This window comes from Hymenobacter glacialis (genome assembly GCF_001816165.1).
GTDB lineage: Bacteria > Bacteroidota > Bacteroidia > Cytophagales > Hymenobacteraceae > Hymenobacter > Hymenobacter glacialis.
On sequence record NZ_MDZC01000068.1, the window covers coordinates 15188 to 36085 of the forward strand.

The window sequence follows — 20898 nt, forward strand, 5'->3', positions numbered from 1 at the left end:
GAATAAAGAACGTCATGCTGAGCGGAGTCGAAGCATCTCTACTGCTTAACCAAACCAATTAATTGGATTTACTACTGCGGTAGAGATGCTTCGACTGCGCTCAGCATGACGTGCTATTTGGTTGTGCTTAAGGCCACCCGCACCTTGCCAAACTCCAGAATCCGGTCGATGAACTGATACGGCGTGTAGCCGGCCAGCGCCGTTTGGTGGAAAATGCACGTGGCGGGCGTCATGCCGGGCAGGGAGTTTACTTCGATAATCAACACCTCGACTTCGCCCTCGGTGCGCACGCGCACAAACGCGTCGATGCGGGCGTAACCCTGAATGTCGAGCACTTCGGCCACGCGGCGCAGCACGGCTTTCACCTCGTTGGAGATGCGCTGGCGCTCGGCGGGGTCGGTGGCGTAGCGGGCGGGGGTGATGTTTTGGCCTTCGCCGGCCAGGAATTTCTCTTCCAAGCTTAGCACCTCGCCGGTGGCCAGGGCCTCGCTGGCTTCAAAAACCTCAATGCTGAGCTGCCCTTCTTTGTCGTAAGCCGTGAGCAGGCCGCCCGTCACTTCCAGGAAGTGAGCCGCCCCGTCGCGGCTGATGAGCGTTTCGACCAGGAAGGCATCCTTGCGCGGAAACTCTTCCTTGAAGCCCAGCTGCAGCACCCCGGCGGGGCCAGTCAGCAAGTCTTCCTCGGTCCGGAAAATGAGCTTGCTGAAGGCTTCCAGCTCCGCGCGGGTCTTGATTTTCTTCACCGCCGAAGAGCAGCCGTCGTCGGCGGGCTTGGCAATGAAGGGGTAAGGAAACTGCGTTTCGAGCGTGCGGTAAAAGCCTTCGGCATCGGCCCACCACTCCAGCTTGGTGGCCATACGGTGCTCGGCCACCAGCAGGCCGGCGGTGCGCAGGCGCTTGTTGGTTTCAAACTTGTTGATGGTGACGCTGCTGCTGGCCACGCCCGAGCCGTTGTAGGGAAGCCCGAATTTTTCCAGTTGCTGCTGCAGCGCGCCGTCTTCGCCGGGCCGGCCGTGCAGGGCAATAAACACCTCATCAGCCAGCTGGGCCAGGTCTTCGAAGGTAATGCGGCGCGGCAGCGCCAGCCCTTGGCCGGCGTAGGTGCTGGTGATGGTGCTGGCTTCGCGGCGGATGCGCTCCAGAATGGGGTGCGGGGCCTCGCCGGCCTCGGCGTGCTCAATCTTCTCGCGGATGTCGTCGGCGTTGTCCTTCAGCATCACGTTCACGGGCAGCACGTAGAGGCGGTGCTCATCGGCCGAGCCGGTGAGGAACACCGGCACCGGCGCGTACTTGGCCGAGGAGCTAAGCTTCTCGTAGATGTTGCGGCCGCTCTCCACCGAAATGTGCCGCTCTGAAGAGTAGCCGCCCATAATCACGGCCACGCGGATGCGCTCGGTGGTTTCGTGCTGGCGGCCGGCCACGGCGTCGTCCAGCCGGGCCAGCAGCTGCGCCAGCTTCACGGGCCGCAGTCCGGCCCGGCGCCGCGCCGCCAGCGACGTGCGAATCAGAAACGTGAGAAACTGGGACGGATTGAGACCGATTTCGGCCGCCTGGTGGAAGAAGAACGACGCCGGCAGCATGCCCGAAGTCGTGTTCGGGTCGTTGAGAAACAGCTGGCCGTCGTGCCCCACAAAGCCGTCGAGGCGCGCATACACCTGGAATCCAAACGTGCGGAACATCTCCTCGCAGGCCTCGCGGATTTCCTGAATTTTCTCTTCGGGCAAATCAATGGGCGTGACTTTGCGCGCCAGCCCGGGCAGGTACTTCGAGCGGTAGTCAAACAGCTCGTCGCCCTTTACAATCTCGGTGGGCGGCAGGGCCAGGGGCAGGCCGCTGGCGTCTTCCACCACAATGCAGCTGAACTCGCGGCCGGCCACAAAGCTTTCAATCAGCACCTGCGTTTCGCCGTCCACGTTGGTCAGGCGCACGCTGTCGGCCGTTTCAAACCGCTCGTTGAGGGCAAAGAGCAGGGTTTCGGGGTGGTAGATAGTTGTTGGTTGGTTGTTGTCAGTTGTCAGGCCTGCATTATCACTGACAACTGACAACGGAAAACTGTCAACTAGAACCGGCAGGCCAATGCCTTCGCGGATGTCGGTGAGGTGCTGCACCCAGGCCAGCTTGTCCTGTTCGCCCAGCCGCAGCCATTCCTCTTTCGTGAGGTTTTTGCGGAACAGGCTGCGCTCCACAGCGTCCTCAAACTTGGTTAAATCGTCGGTTTTCAGAATGCTCACGCCGATGCTGGAGCCCTGGCGCGGGGCCTTTAGCACCAGCGGCAGGCCCAGCTCGCGCACCAGGTAGCTCAGTGTGGCGGCGTGGTTGGTGCTGTCCCATTCCTCGGCCTTTATGACGCGGAAAGCGGGCGTGGGCCGGCCCAGGGCGTGCAGCAGGTTCTTCTGCGCAATCTTATCGATGCCGAAGGCCGAGGGCAGAATGCCGGAACCCGAGTACGGGATGCCCAGCCACTCCAACATGCCCTGAATGGCGCCGTCTTCGCCGCCCGGCCCGTGCAGGGCCAGAAACGCGAAGTCCATGAGCAGGGGCAATTCCTCTATCTGCACCTGGCGGCCCACCTTGGCAATGGCCTGGAATTTCTCCTCGTGGCTGAGCTCGCCCAGGCTTTCGATGTACACCTGCAAATGGTGCAGCGAAGGCGGTTGCGACGACACCGGCGGGTAGAAGTCCCGAATGGTGCCCTTGTAAATAAACTGCCAGTCGAGCAGAATGAACTGCCCCAAGCTATCCACGAAGATGGGCACCGGTTGAAACAGGGCCTTATCCAAATTATCAAAGACGGTGCGGCCGCCGGCGAAAGAAATTTCCCGCTCGCGCGAAGTGCCTCCGAAAAAAATGCCGATTCTCATAAGTGAAGCAAAGGTAAGGAGGGGAACGGGGCCAGAAGAACGACAACTCCCCTCCTTGTTTAAGGAGGGGACGCTTACGCAAAGCGTGAGCTGGGGTGGTGAAGTCGTTGAACGATGTGGGCACGACCAGCGGCGAAATCGTTCGGCCATCGTGCAACGACTCAACCACCCCCGTCCGAGCCCTTGCCTCGAACATCCCCTCCTTAAAGAAGGAGGGGAGTTGTCGTTCTCGCTGGCTTTACTTTGCAGCCTCAAACCAACGCCTTCTCATTCGATGAACACCCTCGATACCTACAATTTCGCTGGCAAGCGCGCCGTGATGCGCGTCGATTTTAACGTGCCGCTCGACAAAGACCTGCGCATCACCGACGACACGCGCATCCGCATGGCCACGCGCTCGGTGATGAAAATCCTCAACGACGGCGGCTCCGTGGTGCTGCTCTCGCACCTGGGCCGGCCCAAGGGCGGGTACGAGAAGAAGTTTTCGCTGGAAAGCCTGGTGGCGCGCCTCACCGAGGAGTATGGCCGCGAAGTGCAGTTTGGGGGCGATGTGCTGGGCGAGGAGGCCGCGCAAAAAGCTGCAGCCCTGCAGCCCGGCCAGGTGCTACTGCTAGACAACGTGCGCTTCTACAAAGAAGAAGAAGCCGGAGATAAAGACTTTGCCGCCAAACTGGCCAAGCTGGGCACCGTGTACGTGAACGATGCCTTTGGCACCGCGCACCGCGCCCACGCCTCCACGGCCGTAATGGCCCATTCCTTTGCGCCCGCGGACCGGGTGGGTGGCTACCTGCTGCAGTCGGAGCTCGACAACGCCAAGAAAGTGCTGGAAGAAGCCGAGCGGCCCTTCACCGCCATCATGGGCGGGGCCAAAATTTCCGACAAGATTCTCATCATCGAAAAACTGCTTGACAAGGTCGACAACCTGCTCATTGGCGGGGGCATGGCCTACACGTTTGCGGTGGCGCAGGGCGGCAAAGTGGGCAGCTCGCTGCTCGAAGCCGACAAGGTGGACCTGGCCCGCGAGCTCATCCAAAAAGCCAAGGACAAGGGCGTGAACCTGGTGCTGCCCACCGACTCGCTCATTGCTGACAAATTCGCCAACGACGCCAACGTGAAAGAGGCGCCCAACACCGAAATCCCGGAGGGCTGGATGGGCCTCGACCTGGGCCCCGAAAGCCGCGAGGCCTTCACGGCCATCATCCGCGACAGCAAAACCATCCTCTGGAACGGTCCCATGGGCGTGTTTGAGATGCCCAGCTTCGCCAAAGGCACCGAGCAGGTGGCCCACGCCATTGCCGATGCCACCGCCAAAGGCGCTTATTCGCTCATCGGCGGCGGCGACTCGGCCGCGGCTGTGCAGCAGCTGGGCTTCGGCGAGCAGGTGAGCTACATCAGCACCGGCGGCGGCGCGCTGCTGGAGTACATGGAAGGCAAGGAGCTGCCCGGCGTGGCGGCGCTGGGCTAGCACCGCCTGGCAGCAGCAAACGCAGCTAAAAGGCCGTCATGCCGAGCGAGCCGAGGCATCTCGCTCGCACCGTTCAACGAAGCGAGCCAGATGCCTCGGCTGCGCTCGGCATGACGGCCTTTTTTTTTCTACAACACTTAGCACCACTCACTTTTGAATGGAGCGCTAGCAGGCGCGCTCCGTCATAAACTTGAGCAGTTTGATTGCGGCATTTTCAATGTCGGAGTAGCCTTGCTGGGCGGCGCTTTCCCGGGCGGCCAGCAGGCCGTTGTGGTGCACGGCACGGAAGTCGCCATACGGGAAATGGTAGCGCTCCGGGGAGTTTTCGCGCTTGCTCATGTCAAGGCCCAGGTACCAGTTGCCGTACTCCTCAATCTCGTGGCTTTCCAGAAAAATGTCTTCATCGGCGGTGCAGGGGACGTGCGCGGCCCAGGGGCTTTTGTGGCCCTTGGTGTTGCCGTCCCGAATGAGGCGCTTGGCGTAGGTAACGGCCTGGGGATTGAGGGAAATAGCCATGGCGTAGGGAGAGCATAGGGTGACTGAACTCTTATCCATACGCGGGCCATCATGGCAAGTTCCCAGGGCTCAGGTTTGCCGCAGAGCACGTACTATCTTGGGGTGATGGTTGAGCCCGGAAGTGGTTTGATAACAGTGTACCCCGTACTCAAGGAGCCCACGTCAGGCCTCTAGCAGCAGGCCGCTAACGCCGCGAATCGAAGCTTTCCCCGCTGATTGGCTTGGAGGTGGTTCACGGAAAACATACCGTTGCGGTCATTTAGCACGCCCATGCAGCCACCTGCTTTGGCGCGGGCACTGCCTGCGCCTACCCCCCCCCCGTAAAATTCACCCCGGTATTTGCCTGATGGCGCCTTAGTTCAGGTACGGGGATTCCAGCTCCTGGCCCATGCTTTTAAGCGTGTCGGTGGTGCGGCGGCCGGTGAGGCGCGTGCTCAGGGCCTGGGCTTCGCGGGCGCTGAGCACGTCGAGCTCCCGCAGCCAGGCCACGCGGCGCAGCTGCGGCTCTATGAAGCCCAGCGGATTGACCTGGCCGTACTCGTCGCGCAAGTAGGTTTTGGTGCGACGCTCCAGCTCGGTTACCAGCGCGCGGAACGCGTCGCGCTGCCAGGGCCGGCCGGCCAGGGTCACGGCCAGGTGGGCGGTTTGCAGCCGGAAGGTGCACCACTGCTGCTCAAAGCGCAGCCAGATGGCCAGGGCATTCACCCCAAGAATCACCCACCACGAATACAGGGGAAATCCTGCTTCGCCCGTAGCCAGCCAGTCGCGCCAGGGGCCGTAGCCCACAAAAAGCAGCAGCAGCCCCGTAAGCACGAGCTGCGTGGTGGGAATGTGCCGGTGCTCGCCCGACTTCACGGGCAGCACTTCTTCGTAAGGTACTTCGGTTTCGAGCGTGGCTACCCCCTGGGGGTTGCGCTTGCAGACATACAGGCTTTCGGCCCGCAACGCAATGTGCGTGGTGCCAATGAAAAGCTGCTTTTGGGTAAAAATCATTCGTGGAAATAACGGCTAAGGGTTTGTCGGAATTACAAAATGTCATCCTGAGCGCAGCGAAGACCTTCTCACCGCAGAACAAACGCGGCGCAACGTGAGAAGTCCTTCGCTGCGCTCAGGATGACAAACGGTTAGTAAGTAGTCGTGCAGAAGCAAGCGTACTGCATCTACAACGTCATGCTGAGCACAGCCGAAGCATCACTACCGCGGAGCGGGTGTAAACAAATTAACTATTGCGGTAGAGATGCTTCGACAGGCTCAGCATGACCGCCTTTTTTGTTATGGTTAATGTTGCGTGGCTACTTAAAGGGGCTCGACGTGAAGCAGACCACAAAAATAGCAACCATCACCCAGCCCAGTACCTTGCGGCCGGCGCTGAGGGGCCGCTCGTCGGGAGCGGGCGGGTGGTAGATGCCAGTGAAGCGGCCCAGCAGCAGCCCGAAAATCAGCCAGCCGGGGTTGCCAAACGCGTTGGGGAAGGCCACTGTGAACGCCAGCTGCGCCGCCCACACGCTGGCCGCCAGCAGCAGGCTCTGGCGGGGCGTGGGCATTACGCGCCAGAATATCAGCCCCAGGTACAGGGCGTAGGCAGTGCCGCCGTATAGCCACACTTCCCAGCTGCTGCGCAGCGAAAACATGCCCAGCCCGGCGTAAAACACAAAGCCCAGAAAAATGAACAGCACCGTTTTGTTGAAGCGCCGCCGGCCCATCAGGCCGTAGAGAATGTGGCCGCCGTCGAGCTGGCCCATGGGCAGCAGGTTGAGAGCCGTGAAAAACAGGCTGAGCGCACCGGCCAGCAGCACCGGGTAGTGCAGCAGCTCGTTGGTGTGGGGCAGACGGGCTGGGTCGGCCAGGGTAGCTTCCAGGAACTGGTAGAGCAGGGGCTTGGCCAGGGTGTAGCCGGCCGCACCCGGCGGGTACACGTGCTGGGCGTAGTTGGCGCCGTACTGCGCATACTCGGGGTGCAGGGCAAAGAGGTACTCCAGCGGCGGCAGGTGCGTGAAGCCGTAAGCCAGCACGCCCACCGCCACCACAAAGCCCGCCAGCGGCCCAGCCAAACCAATGTCGAAAAACTCGCGCCGCGAGAAAATCCGCTGCTTGATGCGGATAATGGCCCCAAAAGTGCCCAATCCCAGCGGGAAAGGAATGAAATAAGGCAGCGTCGAGCGCACCCGGTTGTAGCGCGCCGTGAAGTAATGCCCAAACTCGTGCACCGTGAGCACCGCCAGAAACGGCAGCGAAAACCACAGCCCGCGCTGCAGCTCTTCCCACAGGGCCGGGCCGCTCAACTGAAAAATATCGAAAGGCAGCCAATTAATGGGGTCTTCGCGGGCCTGCGTGAGCTGCACGCCCGCCAGCGTGGTGGTAACCAGCGTGACCAGAAACAGCCCGATGTGCACCACCGCTTGGCGCGTGGGCGAGGGCTCCGGCCGCTCGAAGCGCCGGAACAGCCGCCGCGCCCGCAACCGCTCCGCGAGCGGGCCGGGCGCATCCGCCAGGGCCGGTGGCACCGGCGGCGCGGCCGGCCAGAAATTGGGGTCAGGACTAGGCGGGGGCGTATTCTCGGGGAAAGGCACGGAGGGCTTTGGGCAGGGCGGAGGTGAGGGTGAGGGGCGGGGCCAGGTGCAGCACCTGCAGCCCCAGCCGCCGGGCCGTGGCAATGTGCTGCGGGCTGTCTTCAATAAACAACACGTCTTCGGGCTGCCAGTTCATTTCGCGCAGGGCGTGGCGGAATATTTCCTCGCCCGGCTTGCGCAGCCCCACTTCCTGGGAATAAAAAACCCGGTCGAGCACGTCGGCAATGCCGTGCCGGAAGCCGTATTGGGTGGCCAGGCGCTGGTTAATTTCGGCAATGTGCAGGGCATTGGTGTTGCTGAGCAGGGCGGTTTGGTGGCCCTGCGCCCGCAACTCGCCAATGAGGGCGAGGCGCTCGGCGGGCACGCCCAGGAGCATGGCGTGCCAGGCGGCGTCCAGCTGCGCGTCGGTGGCGTCGAGGTCGTAGACGGCGCGCAGGCCGGTGCGGAACGCGGCGGGGGAGAGGTGGCCGGTTTCAAACTGGTCGAACAGCGCCGACTGGCTGGCCTGCGAAAAGGCAATGGTGCTGCCGGCACGGCTCAGGCGGCGCATGGCAGCGGGGGTGGCGTCGTAGTCAATATCGATGATGACGCCGCCGAAATCAAATAACAGATGGGGTAGCATGGGTTGGCTTGTTTTTCCGTGGGCGAAGGTCGTACTTTTGTGCTGTTGGAGGGCTGGCAACGGCGAAGGTTGAGGTGAAAGATGACTGCCTCCGGCAACGGGCCCATAGCTCAATCGGTTAGAGCAACTGACTCATAATCAGTAGGTCCTCGGTTCGATTCCGAGTGGGCCCACGGAAAAAGCCTGTAAACAGCTATAATTTAGCTGTTTACAGGCTTTATTGCTTGTTTGCGGGACAAAACTTCTCATTTGCCCTCGCAATGCCTAAAAAAACGTTCTGAAGGTGGGCGGACCCGACTTGCGAGGCCTGGTCGGTTTTGGCCTCTGGTTTCAGTGGATGGGCATGCCAGCGGGTGGGCTGGCCCCAGTAGTGGTTTTCGCGGCCTTTCCCGAAACGGGCCATATAGGTTTTCTCTAGTTTGAGGCCTAATAAGGTGGGCCCACCAAGTCCGGATACTGGTGGGCGTTAGTTGCGAATTATAATAAAGCCGGTAAGTGCCATAGGCTTCGCGGTGGGTAAAATAGCCGGTGCCCGTGCGCAGATACAGCACGGCAGCCCCCCGGCCCGACACGGACCAGTGCGGTGGCCGGGTAGGTGGCTGGCCAGCGCCTCCAGCGGAATCCGGTAATCCGTAGCTGGTGGTTTGTCGAGGGTGCAATGCAGGCGCACGTGGGGCGTCGTATCGGCTACTAGGTTCACCCTTAGCCCAACGCTACGAGTGGGGTGGCCGTTGCAGCTGAACCGTAGGGTAGTGACGTGTAAGCCGTACCCATCAGTCCTGACTCGCGCAAAAAGGCTATCGAGATGCTGTTGCATTCATCGGCCGCGGCAGGAAAATCGGGTATTCTGGGCATGTTCCACAGGACTCGCTAAGGCAATCGGAATCGTTAGGAAAATAAGATAAAATAGCGGCGTTTTAGCAAAAAGCACCCTCTTGCAGAATGCATGTAAAGCATCCTATGCCATGTTATGCTTCAATAAAAAGCCTCTGGATAATTAAGGTCTGCGTCATGAGTATAGACTGGCCCGTAAAGCCGCGCCAGCAAGCATCTTCCTAAGATTAACGAATAATTGCTTATTAAAATAGGCTGTTAAATATTGTAGATTATATATATTGTTATTATATTCATCATGTTGGTCCCCCGACTGGTCGGTTCAACCACGTGCAGCCTTCGTTGCGTTTTCGTTGTATCCTTCTTTTTTCGCTCCTCAACTCGATTAATATGTACACCAACTCATTAATCTGCTGGCCTGTTGCGGGCAGGAGTACCACTTGGCTGCACTGCTTACTGCTGTCAGGTCTGCTCTGGTCTGCGCCCCTGGCTCAGGCCCAAGTCCTGACCATCACTGGCACCAGCCCGGTAGCCAATGCCCGAGCAGCCTCCGCGATGGGCCCAGTAGCCGTGAGCTTTAATCAGCCCGTTGCGGCGGGCAGCACAACTGCCCTTAAAATATTCAGTGCTCAGCGCGGGGGGCTGCGCACAGGCCATAGCGGCACTACCACGTCCAGCGGCAGTACGGTGAGCTTCGCGCCCGCCTATGCCTTCCGGCCCGGCGAGACGGTGCAAGCTACGCTGACTACAGCGGCTACGGCCGCGGGCGGCAGATTGGCCACCCCGCGCGTTTTCCAGTTTACTGCCGCTGCTACGAATGGCAGCGGCACCTTCGCCGGCGGCTCGGACGTGGCCGTGGCCGATAGTCCTATCAGCGTGGCAGTAGGCGACGTGGACGGGGACGGCGACTTGGACCTGCTCACGGCCCACTATCCATTTGGCCCAGGCACGAGAACGGTGGGTGTGCGCCTCAACAACGGCAGCGGCACTTTCGCCGGCGCCTCGGACGTGGCCGTGGGCAACAGCCCCGGCAGCGTAGTGCTGGGCGACGTGGACGGGGACGGCGACTTGGACCTGCTCACGGCCAACGATGTCGACAACACGGTGAGTGTGCGCCTCAACAACGGCAGTGGTACTTTCGCTGGCGGCTCGGACGTGGCCGTAGGCAACGGCCCTTACAGCGTAGTGCTGGGCGACGTGGACGGGGACGGCGACTTGGACCTGCTTACGGCCAACTACTACAGCAACACGGTGAGTGTACGCCTCAACAACGGCAGCGGCACTTTCGCCGGCGACTCGGACGTGGCCCTGGGCAACGGCCCCGGCAGCGTAGTGCTGGGCGATGTGGACGGGGACGGCGACTTGGACCTGCTCACGGCCAATTCCGGCAGCAACACGGTGAGTGTGCGCCTCAACAACGGCAGTGGCACTTTCGCTGGCGGCTCGGACGTGGCCGTGGACAAAAGTCCTATCAGCGTAGTGCTGGGCGACGTGGACGGGGACGGCGACTTGGATGTGATTGCGGCAAGTTTTACGAACACGGTGAGTGTGCGACTCAACCAAAAGACTGTGCTGGCTTTAGCCGGAAGGCTCTTGCCCACCCAGGTGGTGCTTTATCCTAACCCGACGTGCGCGGCGGCGGCGGTGCGCGTGGAATTCCCTGTTTCTGGGGGCGCGGCGGCTTCGGTAACGGTGTTCAACATGTTAGGCCAGGAAATGCGTAAGGCTTGGCTGCCGGTTTATGACGGGCGGGCCGGGGGCGTACTTTCTACGGCTGGTCTGGCGGCCGGGGCATACGTGCTGCGCATGCAGGCCGGTTCGGTTGCCGTTATCAAGTTCCTTGAGGTTAATTAGGGGCCGCGACCGCCGCGCTCAGCCAAAGATTCTAGCGTTCTTCAATCAAGGGCACGGGAATCTTGCTATTTTAGTGCTATCACCCCGCGCAGGCATTCTCAGCTTCTACCCACCTAGATTTTAGTCCAGATTTCCAGCTCTTTTTAGCAGCAGAAGCCAGTCCCCCTTCTCTTTTTTGGAAAAGGGGCTAGGGGATGAGGCGCACGCCTCGCGCCATTCGCGGCGCGCCTTACCCCAAACTTTCCCGCCCCTACGTTTCCTGTTCCTCAATCACGGGCAGCAGGACGGTGGCAATGGTGCCACGGCCGGGGTGCGACACCAGTTCGAAGCGGCCGCCCAGCAGCGCGGCGCGGTTGTAGAGGCCCGCCAAGCCAATGCCCTGGGCCGATTCCACGGTGCTGGGCACGTCGAAGCCGCCGCCGTCGTCCTCCATGCTGATGTGTACGTGGCCTTCTTCGTAGGCCACGTGCAGGGTGGCTTCAGTGGCGTGGGCGTGCTTCACCACGTTGTTGAGCAGCTCCTGCGCCATGCGGTAAATGGCCACGTTCAGCAGCTGGGGCAGGGGGTGGTCGAGGTGGGCGAGGTAGAGGTGCAGGCGCAGCTTGGCTGGCGGAATGCTGCCGGCCAGCTTCTGCAGGGCTACGGCCAGCCCAAAGTCTTCCAGCACGCTCGGCGTGAGCTCAAACGACACGCTGCGCAGGGCCTTGATGGCCTCTTCCAGCAGGGCCATGGCCTTGTTGGAGGTGCCCAGGGCTTTGGCGCCTTCCTCCAGGTGCAACCTGGTGGCGTAGAGGAGCTGGCCCACGCCGTTGTGCAGGGCTTCGGCAATGCGCTTGCGTTCTACCTCCTGGGCCACCAGCACCATGCGGAACGTATCGCGCTGCTGCCGGGCCTTGAAGCGGGCCGTGCTGGCGTGTAGGCGGTTGCGCTCCGTCACGTTGCGTAGCAGGAGCAGCCCGCCGCAGCTGCTGGCGCCATGGGCTGGTTCCAGCGGGATGGCCGTGAGCTCAAAATCGCGGTCGGGGGCCAGCAGGCTGAACGGCTGGTAGAACCGGGGCCGCCGGGCCCCGCGCAGCAAGTGCGCCACAATGAGGCCCGGCGCCGACGCGGGCCCAAACGGCAGGCAGGCAAATACGTCCTGGCCCAGGGCTTCCGCCTCGGCCCAGCCCGTGAGGGCCGCCATCACCCGGTTCCAGGCCGTGAGGCGGCCGTACTGGTCGAAGGCCGCCACGCCGTCCACGTAGTGGTCGAGCAGGCTTTTGGTGAATCTCTGCTCCTCAAATAATTGCTTTTTAATCTGTTCCGATTCAGTCACGTCGAAGGCCAGCAAAACGCCCTGCTGGCTCTGCTCGTCAAAAAAACCGTAGTTCTGGTAGTAAACCCGCTGGTTGGCCGTGTCGGCAATGCCCAGAAAGCTGCCCGGCTCGCCGGCCAGCAGGCGCCGCACCGGCTGGGTGAGCGACGGAAACGTGTCGAACAACGAGGTGCCCACCAGCGCGTTGCCGGGCATGCCCAGGCGGCGCAGGCCCGCCCCGGCCACCTCCAGCAGCTCCCCGCTGGGCGCGAAGCGCGCCACCATCACCGGCAGGTTGTCGAGCAGCTGCTGCAGCTGGCGGTTGCGGTACTCCAGGGCGGCTTCGGCCTCGTGGCGGGCTGTCACGTCACGCACCAGGCCAATGAGGCAGTCGGGCCGGCCCTGGGCGTTGTACTGCACCTTGCCATTGGCCGTGAGGTAGTGCACCGAACCGTTGGGCCACTGCGCGCGCAGCATCAGGTCGAGCGGGTGGCCGTGCCGGATGGTGGCCTGCAGTGCCCGTTGCAAGAGCAAAGTATCGTGGGGGTGCACGGCGGCCTGCAACACGGCAAATGTAGTGGGCCCGGAGTGGTGGGGCCGCCCAAAACAGGCCTGCGACTGTGCGTCCCACTCCAGCGCGTTGGTCGCGAACGTCCACACCCACACGCCGGTGCCCGAGGCCGCCAGGGCCAGCGTGAGGCGTTCCTCGCTGCGCCGCCGCCGCTCCGTTTCGTGGCTAAGCGGCGACACGTCCAGCACGGCCAGTTGCAGGGTGGGCGCGGGGCCGGCGGGGCCCGGCTGTCCTTCCAACTGCGCCGCAAACCGCATGCCCGCTCCCGTCTGCAGGTCCAGCTGGGCGGTGTGGCGCTCGCGGCTGCCCTGCACCAGCGCCAGAAACTGGCGAAACGCGGGGCGGCTGTCGGGCCGCACATACAGTTGGAAGCGGCGGCCCATCAGCTGTTCGGTAGGGGCCCCCAGCAGGCAGCCGGCGCGCTTGTTGAGCTGCGCAATGGCGCCGCCAGCATCCAGCGTGAACAGGGCCACCGGGGCAAAATCATAGAGCTCGGCGTAGCGGGCCTGCGCCGCTTCGGCCGCGGCCCGGGCCTCCTGCAGCTGCTGCCGGAGCTGGCAGTTCGGGGTATACGGCAATGCGTCGGCGGGCTTGGGCATGGCGCAGGTAGAGGCTGAGGCTACTTAATAAGGCCATCCGACAGCGCAATTTTCACCAGGGCCGCCGTGTTTTTGGCCTGGGTTTTTTCCAGAATGTTCTGGCGGTGGGTTTCCACCGTGCGCTTGCTGGTAAAGAGCTGGTCGGCTATTTCGGCGTTGGTCAGGCCTTCGGCAATGAGCTGCAGCACCTCCATCTCGCGCTTGGAAAGCAGCTGGTTTTTCTGGGCCGGGGCGGCAGCTCCGTGGGTGTCTAGGTTCAGCACCTTGTGCAGCATGGCCAGCCCGATTTCGGAACACAAAAACGGCTTGCCTTCCATCACAGCGTGAATGGCGTGCAGGATTTCCTCCTTGCCGGTGCTCTTGAGCAGGTAGCCGCTGGCACCGGCTTCCAGCATGCGCCCAATGTAGAGCTCCTCCATCAGCATAGACAGCGCGAGTACCTTAATGTCGGGGTATTCCTCGCGCAGGTGCTGCGTGGTGGTGTACCCGTCCATCACGGGCATGTTTATGTCAACCAGCACCAGGTCGGTGGGCACAGCTGGCAGCTGGTCGAGCAGCTCCTGCCCGTTGCCCGCCGTGCCCACCACCTCAATGCCCGTTTGGTGCTCCAGCAGCGAACGAATGCCGTCGCGCACAACCGGGTGGTCATCAACCAGGAATACACGAATCATGGCGCAGGGATTAAATGGGAGAAAATGTTCAAGCCGGGCCACCTTCTGCCCCAGCTTCCGCCGCCCCGTGCCTGCCAGCACTTGGGCCGGATGGCAATATACGTAGTTAAAAAATTTATAATTAATTATTTGTTATATACTATACGTATTTGTCGCAGCCACCTTTTTGAAGTGCCAGTTCAGGCGCGCCCGTTACGCCCTGTCACTTCCTGTCATTCTGATTCTTGCCACTGAACTTCCTGTTCCACCCCAACGCAATGCTTTTTGTAGCCTACAGCCATCAGCGGTGGTTCGTTCGCCACAAAAACAGCCCTGGCAACCCCGCAGCACTGGTGCGGGGTTGCCAGGGCTGGCTGGGGAAAACGGGCATCGCGGCGCTATTCGTTCTCGTCGGGCAGGCCCTGCCAGAAAGCGAGGACGTCGGGCGCGAGGCGCGCCGCCAGAAATTCAGTAAGCGAGTGGCCCCGTTTTTCGAGCAAAAAACGCTTGAAATCCGTAATCGAGCGAGACGAGGCCAGGCCCCGGGCCTCGGCGTGGGCGCGGCAAGCGGCCGGCAGCGCCGCCAGCCAGGCCGCAAAGTCTGCTGATGTGGCGTCTACGTGGCGTGCTTCGCGGTAATAGAGGTAAGTGGTGAAGGCGATGTCGCCCAGGGCCCCGTGGGGCACAGCATAATGTGCAGTTGAAGTCATAGCAGACAAGTAATGTTAACGCGGCCACTGGTTTCCCAGCCACTCTCCAATAGAAGGACAATACAAAGTTCGGTTATAATTTCGGGCGGTTTATACCACCAAATACGGGTTTTGGCGGGCAATATGTACTGATAAGCACGGCGAATAAATCGCGCCCCGCCAACTTGGCCTGTGGGAGCCTCGCCCCACTTACTTGTCCACCACCCGAATGCTCACGCGCCGGTTTACGGCCCGGCCCAAAGCGGTTTTGTTGGGCAGCACGAAGTAGCGCGGTCCATAGCCCCTGGACTGCAGGCGGCTCGGGCTCACGCCGAGGCGGGCCAGGGCCAGCATGGTGGTGCGGGCGCGCGCTTCGCTCAGGTGGTAGTTCAGCTCGGCATCGCCGGTGCTGTCGGTGTAGCCCCCTATTTTCACCACCGAGCGCGGGTAGGCGTTGAGGATGCTGGCCAGGTTGCCCAGCTGCTCCATCGATTCCGGGGTAAGGGTGGACCTGTTGAGGCTGAAGTTGACGCGGTCGAGGTTTATCCACCCCTTGGTGCGGTTCACGGAGTCCACGGCTTCCGCCAGAGTAAGGAAGGAATACAGGCGCCGCTCGGTGGAGTTGGTGCCCACGCGCTGGCTGCTGCCATCGGCCAGGGTCAGCTGGAGCTTGGGGCCGGTGTCGTAGATGTAATGGTCCTTGGCCGCGTCGTAGTAACCCGGGTAGGCGGCGTTGGGGGTGGGGGTGGGCGGCGTGTCGGCGCGGCGGCGCTCGGCCAGTATCTCAGGAACCGACAGCCTCAGGGGCACCGTGGTTGCTCCGCTGGGCTTTTCGGCGGAGAGTCCATCCGGAAGTACGGAGGCCTCAATGACGGGGCCAGTCACGGGCAGCGCGCTCAGGGACCCGTCGGGGCCGATGGAGGCGCTGCTGCCTTCGGGCCCGGCAAAGTGGCCGCGCCCAAAAAAGAATCCCAGGCTCACAGCCAGTAGCAATAGGGCTCCCCACTGCCACCGCAGCCACGCCGGAGCGGTGGCTGCCAGGGCTTGCTCCATGGCCGGTTTGGCCCAGGGTGCGGCGGCGTATAGGGCGGGCGCTGCCGTGGTGGCGCGGGCGGCTTCGGTTCGGAGGGGTAACCCAACTGGCGCCGACAGCTCCGGTTCCATGATGGCTTTGAGCAGGGCCGGCCCGATGGCTTCCCGCTGCGCCCGCAGCCAATTGGCGAATTCGTCCGGGATGAATTCGTTTTCCACGGCGGCGCGGCCCAGCACCCCAAGCACGGCCGTGGCCACCACTTCGAGCAGGGCGGCACTGGCCGTGGGCTGAATGCCTGCTTCCACCGCAATTTCCTGCACCGTAACGCGGTAGCCACTGCCCAGCAGGTCGCGGAGCAGCGTGGTGCCCGGCGCACTTAGTCCCGAAGCCGACGGGTTGGCCAGCTGCTTCAGCACCCCGGCCGCGTCGGCGGTATGCACCAGGCTGAACAACTCCTCAGCGGAGAGCCTGCTTTCCACGCGGTTCAGCAGGCCCTTGAGGGTGAGCGGCACCGATTTGTTGAGGGCTCGACGCACGCTGAGCTCGGTTTCGTCCACCATCGCGCTCAGGTCCGCGACTACCCCCCTGGTAAAGTACGATTTTACTGTTTCAAGAATATCGTTCATCATAACCTTGAAGTAAAAAAAAAAGTTGACAAACTACAAGCTGGCCGGTCAACGTTAAGTTAAGATATGCAACTGGTATAAAGTATGTTAAGGCTGTGATTTTCTGTATTCGTGTAGTCGGGACAATGCTTCCGTGGGCTCCCTATTGCCCTGCCATCCTCATATAATTAGCCCCTGCCTCCATCCAAACCACGTAGCAGCCCTTCTCAACTACAAGTTGGTTATTCGCATCTATTGTGTGCAAATCATTCTGTTTGAAATGAAATTTACATATAATTTTTTATAAATATTATACTGAGAATGAATTGACTTTATATAATTTGAGACAACGTGTTTATTAAGGGAGGCCACGTAATGGATAAAAAACTGTCTTCCATCTATTTGACGAAAAAATACAAACGTCAGGATAGTAATAGGGGTATTGTTGCCTTGCAGAAGATTATTTATCTATACATGAAGCTGTGCTGCGGAAATATCTGATATTGTGCTGGTAATAAACGTGTGCTATAGCGCGAAGCATTGGTCGCTGGCCTAATACAAGTCTGTCTATACTTGATTTGAAAAGCGCTGTTTTATGGGGTTAATTCAACTGGCAGGCCGGCCCGGCTTACTTTTGGGGCTGCCATGAACGACCCGGAAATTCGCGCTCTGCTCTATCCGCTGCTCACGGGCGGCGTGTATGTCGACGAGCTGCCCACCGGCACCACCCGCGCCGATGTAGTGCACATCACGCCAGCTTTCATGCACGGCTACGAAGTGAAGGGCGACGGCGACACCCTGCAGCGCGTAGCCAACCAGCTGCGCTGCTACGGCGAGGTCTATGATTTTGTGACGTTTGTGGTTACCGAGAAGCACCTGCCTAAGCTGCTGCCCTTGCTGCCCGAGTGGGTGGGGGTGCTGGTGGCCGCGCCCCAGGGCCTTCGCACCCACCGCGCCGCCGCCTACAACGCCACCGTGGAGCGCGCCCCCCTGGCCAACCTGCTGCTGCTGGAGGAAGTGAAGCAGTTTCTCATGGCGCGGGGCCTGGCCGGCGTGAGCACGCTCCGCAGCCGGGAAGTGGGGCATTTCCTGCGTACCACCGCCACGGTGCCGCTTTCCTGCCTGGCCCAGTTCGTGCGCGACCGCCTCATTGCCCGCCTGCCCGAGCGCCTGCTCCTGCGCGCCGAGCGCAAGGCCGAACGCGAGCGGCTGCCGCCCCGCCGCAAAAAAGCCAAGCGCAAAATACCAGTTGCCCGCAAGAAAACCGCCGCGAAAAAAGCCGTTGCGAAACCCCGACTGGGGTAGCACTTGGGCCACCGTACGCGCGGCTGGCAGCAAACCGGGCATTTCCCGCAGAGGACGCAGAGGTAAAAAACGCAGAGGTTCGCAGAGTAGGACGTAAGCCCACTGCGAACCTCTGCTTCTTTTCCTCCGCGACCTCTGCGGGAAATAAAATCAGAAAGATTTAGGCGTAAGTGCTTTACAAACAGCCTTACAGCACCATCGTCATAATGGAGTGGGCGGCCGACGTGGTTTTGGCGGCCTGGCCGTCTATCCAGAGTTGGAAATCCAGGGGCTTGTCGGTCTGGTTCATCACTACCACGGCCAGGCTGCCGTCGGGGTTGCGGAAAGCGGTGGTTTGCAGCACGTCGCGGTTGGAAGAGGCGCTGATGCGCCGGGCGCCGGGCCGGATGAACTTGGAGAAGTGGCCGATGTAGTAGTAGGCGTTGGTGTAAATAAGCTTGCCGGCCTTGGTGTCGGCAATAATGGGGGCGAAGCAGAAGTTGCCCACGTGGTTGGGGCCGCCGGTTTCGTCCAGCAACACGTTCCAGTCGGTCCAACCCACGGTGCCGCCGTTGAAGTCGCCTATCATCGACATGCCGTACCGCTCGCCCAGGGCCCAGTCATTCACGCGGTCCAGCTTAAAGTTCTCCACGCAGCCTTCGGTGAAAATCAGGTTTTTGTTGGGGTAAGCTTCGTGCACGCGCCGCACGTTGTCGAAGAGCATGGCGCTGCCGGTCCAGGTTTCGTACCAGTGGTAGCCGATGCCCCACACGTACTTCGCCGCCTGCGGGTCGTCGAGTACGGCGCTGGCCCGCTGCACCAGCAGGTCGCGGTTGTGGTCCCAGGCAATGAGCTTTTTGTTGCCCAGCCCGCCTTTCTGCAGCGTGGGCCCCAGGTAGCCCTTTATGAAATCCCGCTCTTCTTCGCCCGTAAAAATGCAGGATTCCCACTTCTGGGTAGCCATGGGCTCGTTTTGCACCGTGAGGCCCCAGATGGGAATGCCCAGCTGCTCGTAGGCCTTGATGAACTTCACGTAGTAGTCGGCCCAGGCCTGGCGGTACTGGGGCAGCAGCTTGCCGCCGCGCAGCATGGTGCCGCTGTCCTTCATCCAGGCCGGGGGGCTCCAGGGGCTGGCATACAGCGTGAGCTTGCCGCCCGCCGCCGCCATGGCCTGCTTGATGAAGGGAATGCGGAACTGCTCGTCGTGCTTTACGCTGAACGTTTTCAGGCCTGCGTCCTTGTCGGCCACGTAGGTGTAGCTGCCGCTCGAAAAGTCGCTGCTGTGGATGGTGGTGCGGGCCAGGGTGTAGCCAATGCCGGCCGTGGGGCTGTAATAGGCCTTCAAAAATTCCTGCTGCTGCGGCTTGGGCAGCTTGGCAAAGGTTTCGGCCGAGGCATCGGTGAGGGCCCCGCCAATGCCCAGCATGGTCTGGAAGGTATTCTTCGGATAGACGAAGACGCACACCTGCGTTTCGAGGGGCTGCCCGGTGGGCTGAAACGCCAGGTCTTCGCCCGCCGATAGCCGCAGCTCGGTGTTGGCGGCGGTGGCAAACACCTTGGCTTTTTTGCCAGCTGCCGAAAACGTGGAGCCTGACGAAGTAGTTTTCTGGGCGTGGGCGCTGCCCAGGCACAGCGCGGCCAGCAGGGAGAGGGGAAGTAGCTTGGAATTCATTGCGGAAAAGGAAGCGTAGGTATCGTTGATAAAGGTAAAGAGCACGTCACCCCAATGGCTTAAGCGGCACGTGGGACCGGTGGCAGCAGCCTGCTCCCGGCTACCACACGTAGGTGCCCACGGCCCCTGCGGGCAGCGCGGTGCGCAGCCGCTTGCCCCGGTGCCCGATGTTGAAGGCCTGCGGGGTCGGGCTCTGGTTCAGCACCACAAGCACCCGGCTGCCATCGGGGGCCCGGAACGCCACGTTGGGCAGCCCGGCCGGTAGCGTGGAGGCCACGCGCACGCTGCCCGGCTGCGCAAACTTGCTGGCGTGGGCAATGATGTAGTAAGCCGGGTTGCGCGTCACGGCGTTGCCGGCCAGGGTGAGGGCGCCCAGGCATTCGGTGCAGCCGCCGGGCGTGTGCGGGTTCTGCTGCGGGTCGGCGGCCAGGTTCCACTCCAGCACGGTACGGGCCCAGTTGCGCGTGGCTCCAATAATCAGGTGCTGGATGTGCCAGGCCAGGTCGCCGGGAAAGTTGCCGGGCGCGCCTATCCACTGCTCGGTGAAGTAGAGGTGCTTGTCGGGGTGGGCGTCGTGCACCTGGCTCAGCGCCTCAATGGAGCCGGCGTAGAGGTGAAACGCCGAGCCGTCGACGTACTGCGCGGCCTCGGGGTCGTTGAGTACAGCCAGGGGGTAGTCGGGCCGGTCGGCGTTGTGGTCGTAAACAATGATTTTGGTGTCCAGCTTCGCGGCGCGGAACGCCGGCCCCAGGCTGCGCTTGATGAACTCGGCCTGCTGCGCCGCCAGCATGAGCAGGCTGGGGTTGTTGCCGGGGTGCAGCGGCTCGTTTTGCACGGTAATGGCGTCAATGCGCACGCCTTCGGCCCGCATTCCCTCAACGTATTTCACGAAATACTGCGCGTAGGCATCGTAGTACTCCGGTTTCAGGCTGCCGCCTTTGGAATTCTCGTTGGTCTTCATCCACGCCGGCGGCGACCACGGCGAGCCCATCAGCCTGAGGCTGGGGTTGATGGCCAGAATTTCCCTGAGCATGGGCAGCAGGTGCTCGCGGTCGGGCGCCAGGCTGAACCTGGCCAGGGTGGGGTCGGTTTGCCCGGCCGGCAGGTCGTCGTAGCTGAACACCCGGTCGTCCAGGTCGGAAGCGCCGATGCTCAGGCGCAGATAGCTCACCCCAATGGCGCTACCGGCCGTGTCAAACAGTTCGAGCAGCAGCCGGGCGCGCTCCGCGGCGTGCATCTGGTGCAGCAGCCGGGCGCTGCCGCCCGTGAGGCAGTAGCCAAACCCATCCATGGTTTGGTAGGCCTGCTGCTCGTTTATTTCAATGGTGGGCCCGGCAGCGGCCGGCGCGCCAAAAACCAGCCGGCCCGGCTGCCGCTGAAACAGCGCGGTTCGGTCGGGCGTGGTGAGCCACAGGGCGACCGTGCCGGTAGTGGCGGCTTTGGCCGGCGGCAGGTGCCTGGCTGCTGCTGGCCCGGGGCCTGCCAGTGGCAGCAGGCCCAGGGCCAGCAGCAGCCAGCGAGCAGAGAACGTAAACATGAGGCTGGACGCAAAAAAAGCCCCCGATAATTCCGGGCAGCCACAAGGTACCAAGCCCCGGGCAGACGCGCTAAAAACGCAAAAAGCCCCGATGCTGAGGCAGCCGGGGCTTGTGCTGTAGAGTGAGGACTTGAACCTCGCTCCGGTGGTACGGCGAGATACGCTGGCGCGTCTGCCTGCTCCGCTGCCCCAGAGTGTGTTGCTGTAGAAATGCAGCTTCAGAATGTGTGAATTCAACTTCC

The 20898-nt window shown here is 61.9% G+C and carries 14 protein-coding genes and 1 tRNA gene; 4 read left to right on the top strand and 11 right to left on the bottom strand.

Going from position 1 to position 20898, the window contains the following annotated elements; genetic code table 11:
• Positions 1-113: 113 nt before the first annotated feature.
• On the bottom strand, positions 114-2861 hold the full coding sequence (locus BEN48_RS10455) for a D-alanine--D-alanine ligase family protein (RefSeq protein ID WP_070734626.1): 2748 nt from the start codon (positions 2859-2861) through the stop codon (positions 114-116).
• Between the two features lie 274 nt (positions 2862-3135).
• On the opposite strand from BEN48_RS10455, the gene BEN48_RS10460 reads away from it, so the two are divergent.
• Positions 3136-4326 (top strand): phosphoglycerate kinase, encoded by a 1191-nt coding sequence (locus tag BEN48_RS10460; protein ID WP_070734628.1) that lies wholly within the window; start codon positions 3136-3138, stop codon positions 4324-4326.
• Between the two features lie 165 nt (positions 4327-4491).
• Here the strand turns inward: BEN48_RS10460 and BEN48_RS10465 are convergent, their stop codons facing one another.
• The 4 genes from BEN48_RS10465 to BEN48_RS10480 all read right to left on the bottom strand — a co-directional run bounded on the left by BEN48_RS10465 (position 4492) and on the right by BEN48_RS10480 (position 8034).
• Positions 4492-4842, bottom strand: coding sequence for a hypothetical protein (locus tag BEN48_RS10465; protein ID WP_070734630.1), 351 nt, complete (start codon positions 4840-4842; stop codon positions 4492-4494).
• Between the two features lie 354 nt (positions 4843-5196).
• Positions 5197-5835, bottom strand: coding sequence for a hypothetical protein (locus tag BEN48_RS10470; protein ID WP_070734632.1), 639 nt, complete (start codon positions 5833-5835; stop codon positions 5197-5199).
• Positions 5836-6134: 299 nt separating this feature from the next.
• Positions 6135-7412 carry a site-2 protease family protein gene (locus BEN48_RS10475; protein ID WP_241502240.1) on the bottom strand — a complete coding sequence of 426 codons (1278 nt, stop codon included), beginning with the start codon at positions 7410-7412 and terminating at the stop codon, positions 6135-6137.
• On the bottom strand, positions 7381-8034 hold the full coding sequence (locus tag BEN48_RS10480) for an HAD family hydrolase (RefSeq protein WP_070734634.1): 654 nt from the start codon (positions 8032-8034) through the stop codon (positions 7381-7383). The genes BEN48_RS10475 and BEN48_RS10480 overlap by 32 nt, the downstream gene beginning before the upstream one ends.
• Before the next feature lie 99 nt (positions 8035-8133).
• On the opposite strand from BEN48_RS10480, the gene BEN48_RS10485 reads away from it, so the two are divergent.
• Positions 8134-8207, top strand: a tRNA-Ile gene (locus BEN48_RS10485).
• Positions 8208-9258: 1051 nt separating this feature from the next.
• Positions 9259-10722 carry a T9SS type A sorting domain-containing protein gene (locus BEN48_RS10490; protein ID WP_083320966.1) on the top strand — a complete coding sequence of 488 codons (1464 nt, stop codon included), beginning with the start codon at positions 9259-9261 and terminating at the stop codon, positions 10720-10722.
• A 250-nt stretch (positions 10723-10972) separates the two neighbouring features.
• Here BEN48_RS10490 and BEN48_RS10495 read toward each other — a convergent pair whose 3' ends face one another.
• The 4 genes from BEN48_RS10495 to BEN48_RS18470 form a co-directional block, all read right to left on the bottom strand.
• Positions 10973-13186 carry a PAS domain S-box protein gene (locus BEN48_RS10495; protein WP_070734638.1) on the bottom strand — a complete coding sequence of 738 codons (2214 nt, stop codon included), beginning with the start codon at positions 13184-13186 and terminating at the stop codon, positions 10973-10975.
• 20 nt (positions 13187-13206) lie between these two features.
• Positions 13207-13857: a response regulator transcription factor gene (locus BEN48_RS10500; RefSeq protein WP_070734640.1), complete on the bottom strand. Its 651-nt coding sequence runs from the start codon at positions 13855-13857 to the stop codon at positions 13207-13209.
• Between the two features lie 377 nt (positions 13858-14234).
• Positions 14235-14546, bottom strand: coding sequence for a hypothetical protein (locus BEN48_RS10505; protein ID WP_125932587.1), 312 nt, complete (start codon positions 14544-14546; stop codon positions 14235-14237).
• Positions 14547-14735: 189 nt separating this feature from the next.
• A complete protein-coding gene (locus tag BEN48_RS18470; protein WP_083320967.1) occupies positions 14736-16187 on the bottom strand; it encodes an OmpA family protein in 1452 nt (483 codons plus the stop codon).
• Positions 16188-16808: 621 nt separating this feature from the next.
• On the opposite strand from BEN48_RS18470, the gene BEN48_RS10515 reads away from it, so the two are divergent.
• A complete protein-coding gene (locus BEN48_RS10515) occupies positions 16809-17468 on the top strand; it encodes a sce7726 family protein (protein WP_070734647.1) in 660 nt (219 codons plus the stop codon).
• 187 nt (positions 17469-17655) lie between these two features.
• Here BEN48_RS10515 and BEN48_RS10520 read toward each other — a convergent pair whose 3' ends face one another.
• Together BEN48_RS10520 and BEN48_RS10525 are read right to left on the bottom strand one after the other, a co-directional pair.
• Positions 17656-19119 carry a glycoside hydrolase family 30 protein gene (locus BEN48_RS10520; RefSeq protein ID WP_070734649.1) on the bottom strand — a complete coding sequence of 488 codons (1464 nt, stop codon included), beginning with the start codon at positions 19117-19119 and terminating at the stop codon, positions 17656-17658.
• Positions 19120-19219: 100 nt separating this feature from the next.
• Positions 19220-20656, bottom strand: coding sequence for a glycoside hydrolase family 30 protein (locus BEN48_RS10525; RefSeq protein WP_070734651.1), 1437 nt, complete (start codon positions 20654-20656; stop codon positions 19220-19222).
• Between the last annotated feature and the right edge of the window lie 242 nt (positions 20657-20898).